General features: G+C 72.1%; 6 protein-coding genes and 1 pseudogene. 5 read left to right on the top strand and 2 right to left on the bottom strand.

What is annotated here, in order from left to right:
- The first annotated feature begins 45 nt into the window (after positions 1-45).
- Both ACIRPU_RS34330 and ACIRPU_RS34325 read left to right on the top strand, forming a co-directional pair.
- Complete coding sequence (locus tag ACIRPU_RS34330) at positions 46-864, top strand: arylamine N-acetyltransferase (RefSeq protein WP_403874400.1); 819 nt, start codon at positions 46-48, stop codon at positions 862-864.
- Between the two features lie 19 nt (positions 865-883).
- Entirely contained in the window at positions 884-2,224 is a 1,341-nt protein-coding gene (locus ACIRPU_RS34325) for a condensation domain-containing protein (RefSeq protein WP_403874547.1), read from the top strand.
- A gap of 12 nt (positions 2,225-2,236) precedes the next feature.
- On the opposite strand, the gene ACIRPU_RS34320 is transcribed toward ACIRPU_RS34325, so the two are convergent.
- Positions 2,237-3,028, bottom strand: coding sequence for a putative protein N(5)-glutamine methyltransferase (locus ACIRPU_RS34320; RefSeq protein WP_384110284.1), 792 nt, complete (start codon positions 3,026-3,028; stop codon positions 2,237-2,239).
- A 231-nt stretch (positions 3,029-3,259) separates the two neighbouring features.
- Between ACIRPU_RS34320 and ACIRPU_RS34315 the strand changes: the two genes are divergently transcribed.
- From ACIRPU_RS34315 to ACIRPU_RS34305, 3 genes are all read left to right on the top strand, one after another.
- Positions 3,260-4,912: an acyl-CoA carboxylase subunit beta gene (locus ACIRPU_RS34315; RefSeq protein WP_403874398.1), complete on the top strand. Its 1,653-nt coding sequence runs from the start codon at positions 3,260-3,262 to the stop codon at positions 4,910-4,912.
- A 109-nt stretch (positions 4,913-5,021) separates the two neighbouring features.
- Positions 5,022-6,224 (top strand): acyl-CoA dehydrogenase family protein, encoded by a 1,203-nt coding sequence (locus tag ACIRPU_RS34310; RefSeq protein ID WP_403874397.1) that lies wholly within the window; start codon positions 5,022-5,024, stop codon positions 6,222-6,224.
- 152 nt (positions 6,225-6,376) lie between these two features.
- Positions 6,377-7,345, top strand: coding sequence for a zinc-binding dehydrogenase (locus tag ACIRPU_RS34305; RefSeq protein ID WP_355702930.1), 969 nt, complete (start codon positions 6,377-6,379; stop codon positions 7,343-7,345).
- 237 nt (positions 7,346-7,582) lie between these two features.
- Here ACIRPU_RS34305 and ACIRPU_RS34300 read toward each other — a convergent pair.
- Positions 7,583-7,867 (bottom strand): annotated as a pseudogene (locus ACIRPU_RS34300) (IS110 family transposase); the annotation flags it as partial.

The following is a 7,867-nucleotide window of genomic DNA, read 5'->3' as shown; positions in this document are numbered from 1 at the left end:
GGCAGCGACCGGACGCGCCGCGCCACTCCCCGAGGCAGAGAGGCAGTGACCGTGTTCGACACCGACAGCTATCTGCGACGGCTGGGTCACGACAGCGAGCGGGCCGGGCGTCCCGCGCCCGACCTGGCCACCCTCGTCCGGCTGCACAAGCGGCACATGGAAACCGTGCCGTTCAGCAGCACCGGCTCCCTGGCCGTGCCGACCGCGAGCGGCGAGGTGGTCGATCTGGTCGACTTCGACCAGGACGCGACCTTCGACGCCGTCGTCGCGGCGGGCCACGGCGGCGGCTGCGTCCAGATGACCCGGCTGTTCCAGCGCCTGCTGCGCGACCTCGGCTACGAGGCCGACCTGATCGCCGGCACCACGGCCGAGGGGGAGGCGGACTACGGCGTCGATGTCGAGCACATGCTGATGGTGGCCCACGTCGACGGCGTGCGTTGGCTCGTCGACGTGGGATACGCCGGACCGTCCTTCCTCGAACCGCTGCGCCTCGACGGTGCCACGGACGGGCGCGAGCATGCGCAGTACGGCTGCCGTTACCGCCTCGTCGAGGACGGCGACGGCGTGCTCCTGCAGCGCAGGCCGCGGCTCGGGCGCTGGAGCGTGGTCTTCCGCCTCACCCCGAAGGTCCGCGAGCCGGCCGAGTGGTGCGCCTTCCAGGACCTGGCGAACGTGAAGCTGGCCGCGGTGAACCAGGAGAGCGCGCCCCAGCTGCACAGCCGGGCCGTCGCCGACGGTCAGGTGGTGCTCAAGGGCCGCCGCCTCCTGACGGTGCGGGCCGGCATCGAGAGGTCCCGGACGATCACCGACGACGACGAGCTGCGCGCGGTCCGGGACCGGATCCTCGGCGGCACGCTCGACTGAAGCACGGCACACCGTCCCCCTGCTCGACGCAGGGCCCACCCCGCTCGTCTCCCGTCGACAGAACAGGATGCACATGCGTCGCCACCTATCCCGCTCGGAGAGCCTGTACGCAGGGGAGATGCGAACGCAGGCCGTGCGCATGTGCACGGTGCGCGGCGGCGTCGACCCCGACGCGCTCGACGCGGCGTTCGCCGCGGTGCTGGCCGACCACCCCTCACTGCGCAGCCGCCTCGAACAGGACGCCGAGGGCGGTTTCCTCAGCCTGCTGAAGCCCGACGAGCTGCCGCGCCCGGTCGTGCGTCCCGACGGCCCGGACGTGCTGGTCCAGGAGTGGAACACGCCGCTGCCGCTGGGCGGCCCGCTGGTCCGCGCGGTGCTGCTGACCGGCGAGCACGAGGACACGCTGCTCCTCGGCGTCGACCACGCGATCTGCGACGGCCGCAGCGCGACCGCCCTGTGCTTCCGCCTGTGGCGGTACTACGCCGACATCAAGGCCGGCACGCTCCCGGCCGACCGGCCCGTCCAGGAGGACTGGCCGGCGGCGATCGACGACCGCCTGGCACCCGTCACCGAGGCCGACGTGGCCTCCTACGTGCAGGCACGGCTCGACCGGGCCGAGGGCGCCCCCGTCGCCGCACTTCCGTACCTCGCGGCCCGGTCCGGCGAAGTCGCGCCGGGGCGGGGCCGGACCCAGTCACGCCGGCTCCGGCTGACCGCCTCCGAGACCACCGCGCTCCTCGCCAACGCCAGGAGCGCCGAGGTGTCGGTGCACGGGCTGGTCGGCGCGGCGATTCTGAAAGCCGTACGTGCGGCCCTGCCCGCGGAGTACGCCGGCCATCGGCTGGCCTGCTTCTCCACGGTCGACCTGCGCGAGCGGGTGGAGCCCGAGCTGAGCCGGGAGGTGATGGTCCCCGCGGCCTCGTGGTACCAGGATCTGGTCGACGTACCGGCGGGGGCCGACCTCGTGGCGCTCGGCCGTCGTCTCGGCGCGGGCCTGAGCGCCGCGGTCGACCGGGGTGACCCGGCCCTGGAACTGCGCTCGCTGGACCGGCTGCTGGCCACCCCGCAGCTGCTGGCGGCGAGCCTGGTGATGACCAACATCGGACGCGTCACCCTCCCGCCGTCCCCGCCCGGACTGGAGATCGTCGACATGCGAGGCTTCGCGGTGTCCAGCAAGGCGCCGTCGTTCCTGCAGCACGGCCCGGTGCTCGCCTCGCTGACGACGGTCCGCGACCGCTTCCGCATCGAGATGCCCTACAGCACCGAGTGCTTCACGGAAGAGCAGATGGACGCGGTCCACGACCATGTCGGGGCGACCTTGCGGGAGTTCACCGACCGTACGCCTGTTCCGGTCGGGTGAGGACCCGGCGCGCTACTCGCCCGCGCGGGTTCCGACGACGACCGTGCAGTACATCTCGTCGTTCGTCGACACGCGCGGGACGAGGCCGTGGTCGGCCATCGCCCGCGCGGTGAGCGGCGCCTGCTCCTCACTGGTCTCGATCAGAAGGCTGCCGCCCGGCACCAGCCACGCCGACGCGCCGGCGGCGACCCGCCGGTGCACCTCGACACCGTCGGCGCCGCCGTCGAGCGCGTGCTTCGGTTCGTGGTCGCGTGCCTCGGGCGGCATCAGCGCGATCTCGTCCGTCGGCACGTACGGCGCGTTGACGACCAGGACGTCCACGCGGCCGCGCAGCGAGTCGGGCAGCGCGTCGTAGAGGTCGCCCTCGTACACCTGGGCGTCGGGGCCGGCGTTCAGCCGGGCGCAGCGGACCGCCTGCGGATCGACGTCGGCGCACGAGAGGTCGATCCCGGGGACCCGCGCGGCGACGGCGGCGCCGATCGCTCCGCTTCCGCAGCACAGATCGACGACGACCGCGCCCGGCCGGGCCAGCTCCGCCGCGAGGTCGACCAGGAAGCGGGTGCGCTGACGCGGGACGAACACACCGGCGTCCACCCGGACCCGCAGGCCGCAGAACTCGGCCCAGCCCAGGATGACTTCGAGCGGTTCGCCGACGACGCGGCGGTGCACCAGCACGTCCAGCTCGGCGGGTGTCGCGGCCGCGTCGAGGAGCAGTTGCGCCTCCTCCTCGGCGAACACGCATCCAGCGCCACGCAGGGTGGTCACCGTGCGTGACAGCACCTCATCGGCGGGAGTGATCGACATCGAAGCCTTTCGGGGAAGAACCCGGCCGGCCGCGCCGATGCGCCGGCCGCGGATGCGTCACGTGCCGTCAGGCCGGGGGATGTGGCGTGGGGGGATATCAACTTACGGTGATCAACGGACGGTTCAGGCAGCTTAGCAGGAGAGGTCAATGGAGTTTGTGACCAAGGAAGTTGACGTCGACTGTGGGTCGACGGCCGTGCGGGCCGCGCGGTGGAGGGCGGCTGGGCGATCATGAGCACGGTCACCGGCCCCGCGAAGGTCTCCACGGTCGCGGCCGCCGACACCCCCGACACTCCCGACACGCCGGACCCGCGCACCACGGCGGGCAAGCTGGCCGACCTCCGACGGCGCACCGACGCCGCGATACACGCCGGCAGCGCCGCCGGGGTGGAACGCCAGCGGGCGAAGGGGCGCGGAACGGCCCGCGAGCGCGTCGACGCCCTGCTCGACCCCGGTTCCTTCGTCGAACTCGACGCGCTGGCCCGGCATGCGCCGGCTCCCGGCGCTCAGCACAGTCACGCCCCGGGGGACGGCGTCGTCACCGGCACCGGCACGATCGACGGCCGCCCGGTGGCCATCTACAGCCAGGACGCCACCGTGTTCGGGGGAACACTCGGCGAGGTGCACGGCGACAAGATCGTCAAACTGATGCAGCTCGCGGCCAAGGTCGGCTGCCCGCTCGTCGGCATCAACGACGGCGGAGGCGCGCGCATCCAGGAGGGGGTCGGCACGCTCGGCCGCTACGGCGAGATCTTCTACCACAACGTCCGCTGCTCCGGCGTCGTCCCGCAGATCTCGCTGATCATGGGCGCCTGCGCCGGGGGCGCGGTGTATTCGCCGGCGCTCACCGACTTCACCGTCATGGTCGACCGGACCAGCCACATGTTCATCACCGGGCCCGAGGTCATCAGGACCGTCACCGGCGAGGAGGTCGACTTCGAGACCCTCGGCGGCGGCCGCCCGCACAACGCCCGCTCGGGGGTGGCGCACTACCTGGCCTCCGACGAGGACGACGCGCTGTCCTACGTCAAGGACCTGCTCAGCTATCTGCCGAGCAACAACCTCTCCGTGCCGCCGGTCTTCTCCCCGCCGGGACCGGCGGGTTCGAGCGCCGAGGGGCCCACCGCCACCGACCTCGAACTCGACACGATCGTCCCGGACTCGGCCCACCAGGCCTACGACATGTACGAGGTCATCACCAGGGTGCTCGACGACGGCGAGTTCCTCGAGGTGCAGAGGATGTTCGCGCCCAACATCGTCGTCGGCTTCGGCCGGGTGGACGGGCGCAGCGTCGGGATCGTCGCCAACCAGCCCCTCCATGTCGCGGGTTGCCTGGACATCGACGCCTCGGAGAAGGCGGCGCGGTTCGTGCGCACCTGCGACGCGTTCAACGTGCCCGTCCTGACGTTCGTGGACGTGCCGGGTTTCCTGCCCGGCGTGGACCAGGAGTGGGACGGCATCATCCGGCGGGGCGCCAAGCTGATCTACGCGTACGCGGAGGCGGTCGTCCCCAAGATCACGGTGATCACGCGCAAGGCGTACGGCGGTGCGTACGGCGCCATGGGCTCCAAGCACCTCGGCGCCGACGTCAACCTGTCCTGGCCGACCGCGCAGATCGCCGTGACCGGCGCGGCGGGAGCCGTCGGCATCCTGTACCGCAAGGAACTGGCGGCCCTCGAAGGCGATGAACTGACGGAACGCCGAGCCCAGTTGGTACGGGAGTACGAGGACCGGGCCACGCCCTACGGCGCGGCCGAGCGCGGCTACGTCGACGCGGTCATCGAGCCGTCGCGCACCCGCGCGCACATCGGCTGGGCGCTGCGGCTCCTGGCGACCAAACGCGCGGAAGGGCCTCCCCGCAGGCACGGGAACATCCCGCTCTGAGCGGGACCCGGCCCCCCGGGGGGAGGGGGGAGGCGGGGACGCGACGGAACGACCGGATACACAGCGGGACCGGACCTGACAGCTGACGGACCGAAAAGGGCGTGCACATATGAGTCTCTCCGAAAGCGTTACGCGTTCCGAGCCGGTGAAGACACCCGATCCCCATGACTTCCTGGCTCTGGACGACGAACTGGGCGCCGCCGAGCGGGCCGTGCGCGACACCGTGCGCGGCTACGCGACGACCGAGCTGCTGCCGCACGTCGCCGACTGGTACGAGCGCGCGGAGCTGCCCCGCTCGATCGCCAAGGAACTCGGCGCGCTCGGGCTGCTCGGGATGCAGCTGGACGGCTACGGCTGCCCCGGGCTCTCGGCCACCGCCTACGGGGTGGCCTGCCGCGAACTGGAAGCGGTGGACTCCGGACTGCGCAGTTTCGTGTCCGTGCAGGGCTGCCTCGCCATGTGTGCCATCCACCGATGGGGCAGTGAGGAGCAGCGGCGGGAGTGGCTGCCCCGCATGGCCGCCGGTGAAGCGCTCGGCTGCTTCGGCCTGACCGAACCGGATTCGGGCTCCGACCCGGGTTCGATGCGTACGTACGCCCGTCGCGACGGCGACGACTGGGTGCTCAACGGCACCAAGGCGTGGATCAACAACGGCACCCTCGCGGACGTCGCCGTGATCTGGGCGCACGCCGAGGACGAGGTGCGCGCCTTCCTCGTGCCCACCGACACCCCGGGATTCGTCGCCGAGGAGATCACCCGCAAGCTCGCCCTGCGCGCCTCGAACACCGCCGGGCTCACCCTGGACGAGGTGCGGGTCCCCGCTTCGGCCGCCCTTCCCGGGGCCCGCGGTCTGAAGACCGCGTTCTCCTGCCTGAACGAGGCCCGCTTCGGCATCATCTGGGGTGTGGTCGGCGCCGCTCGCGCCTGCTACGCCAGCGCGCTCGACTACGCCGTCGCTCGCGAGCAGTTCGGCCGGCCGCTCGCCTCCTTCCAGCTCTCCCAGCGCAAGCTCGCGGACATGGTGGTGCACCTCACGCACGCCGGGATGACCGCGCTGCGGCTGGCCGGGTTGAAGGAGGCCGGCCGGCTGATGCCCACGCAGCTCAGCCTCGGCAAGCTCGCCAACGTGCGCGCCGCGACCGAGGTCGCCCGCACGGCCCGCAGCATCCTCGGCGCCAACGGCATCACCCTCGAATACCCGGTGATGCGGCACATGTCCAACCTGGAGGCCGTGGTCACCGTCGAGGGGACCGAAGAGGTCCACACCCTCAGCATCGGCCGGGCGGTCACCGGCACCCAGGCATTCCGCTGACGGTCCGAGCGTTCCGCTGCCGCCCGGCAGCGCGCGTCACCCGCCCCCCCGGCACCACGAGGAGTTGCCATGCAGCGGCACGACATTCCCCCTCCCCTTCGAGCCACGGGCCATCGCCCGCCGGGCCTGCACCGGGGCGGGAGGGCGGGAAGGTGAAGGCCGTCTACGCGGCACGTCCCGACGCCGAGGACCCGCTGGCCGCCCTGGTCGTCGGCGAGCGTCCCGACCCCGAGGTACCCGACGGGTGGCTGCGCGTCCGGGTCAGGTCCGTCTCTCTCAACCACAAGGACCTGTGGACCCTGAAAGGCGTCGGCCTGAACCACGACAGGTATCCGCGGATCCTGGGCTGCGAGGCGGCGGGGGAGGACCCCGACGGCCGGCGCGTGGCGCTCTATCCCGTACTGGAGTCCCCGCCGGGCACCGCGGACGAGACCCTGATCCTGCCGGCCGCGCAGCTCGCCGGCGCCCGGCCGGGCACGCTGGCCGAGTACATCGCCGCTCCCGCGGCCAGCCTGCTGCCGGTCCCTGACCAGCTGACCTGGGCCGAGGCGGCCTGTCTGATCTGCACCTGGCTGCCGGCGTACCGCATGCTCTTCACCAAGGCCAGGCTGCAGCCCGGCGACTCGGTGCTCGTGCAGGGCGCCGCCGGCGGACTCTCCACCGCGCTGATCACGCTGGGGGCGGCCGGCGGACTCCGGGTGTACTCCACCAGCCGTACCGCCGACAAGCGAGAACTGGCCGGACGCCTGGGCGCCCACGGGGTGTTCGAGCCGAAGGCGCAACTGCCCGAACAGGTGGACGCCGTCATCGACAGCGTCGGCCGGGCGACGTGGACGCACTCCCTGCACAGCGTGCGCCCCGGTGGCACGGTGGTCGTCGCCGGCGCCACCTCCGGCGATGTCTCACCGGCCCGACTGCACCGGGTCTACTTCCACCAGATCAACATCGTCGGGTCGTTCAGCGGCACACGGGACGAGTACGCGCGGATGCTGGCGCTGATGCGCACCACGGGGATCCGGCCCCTCGTGGACGACGTGCTGCCGCCCCAGGACGCGCGCGCGGCGTTCAAACGCCTGCTGGACGGAGACGTCCGGGGCAACCTCGTACTGAGCTGGCCGTAGGACGCGTGGCACGGCGCACGGAGCGTGCGCCCCGGCAGCCCCTGCGCCCGGCCCGGCGGCGCGAGGGCCTCGACGGAGCCGGCAACGGGGGCCGGGCGTGCCGACTTCAAGCGCCTGAAGAGGGAGGTCCGGCAGAAATCGACTCTGACGCGTAAATAGGTCCAGGTCAGGGGTTGTTTGGGCAGGACTGGGTGTCCGGTGGCCGTTGGGGCTGCCGGGTGTTTGGGCGTGGGGTGGTCAGGCTGTGGCTCCTCGCGGGTTGAGGGTGACGGTGTAGCCGAGCTGGTTGAGGGCGTTGATCGCGCGGCGGGTGGCGCGTTCGGGGTCGCGCTGGGTGAAGTAGGCGCCGCCGAGCTCGCGGTAGGTGACGTTGTCGGTGAGCATGTGCCAGATCGCGGTGATGATCGAGTGCTCGACGGCAACCAGGGCCCTGAGCGGGCCGCGGCGAGCGGTGAGCCGCTTGTAACGGGCTTGCAGGTAGGTGTCTTTGGTTCTCACCGCGCCGAACGCCGCGAGTCCGAG

The organism is Streptomyces sp. NPDC102259 (genome assembly GCF_044766465.1).
Lineage (GTDB): Bacteria > Actinomycetota > Actinomycetes > Streptomycetales > Streptomycetaceae > Streptomyces.
This window is presented reverse-complemented; position numbering and strand designations above follow the sequence as displayed.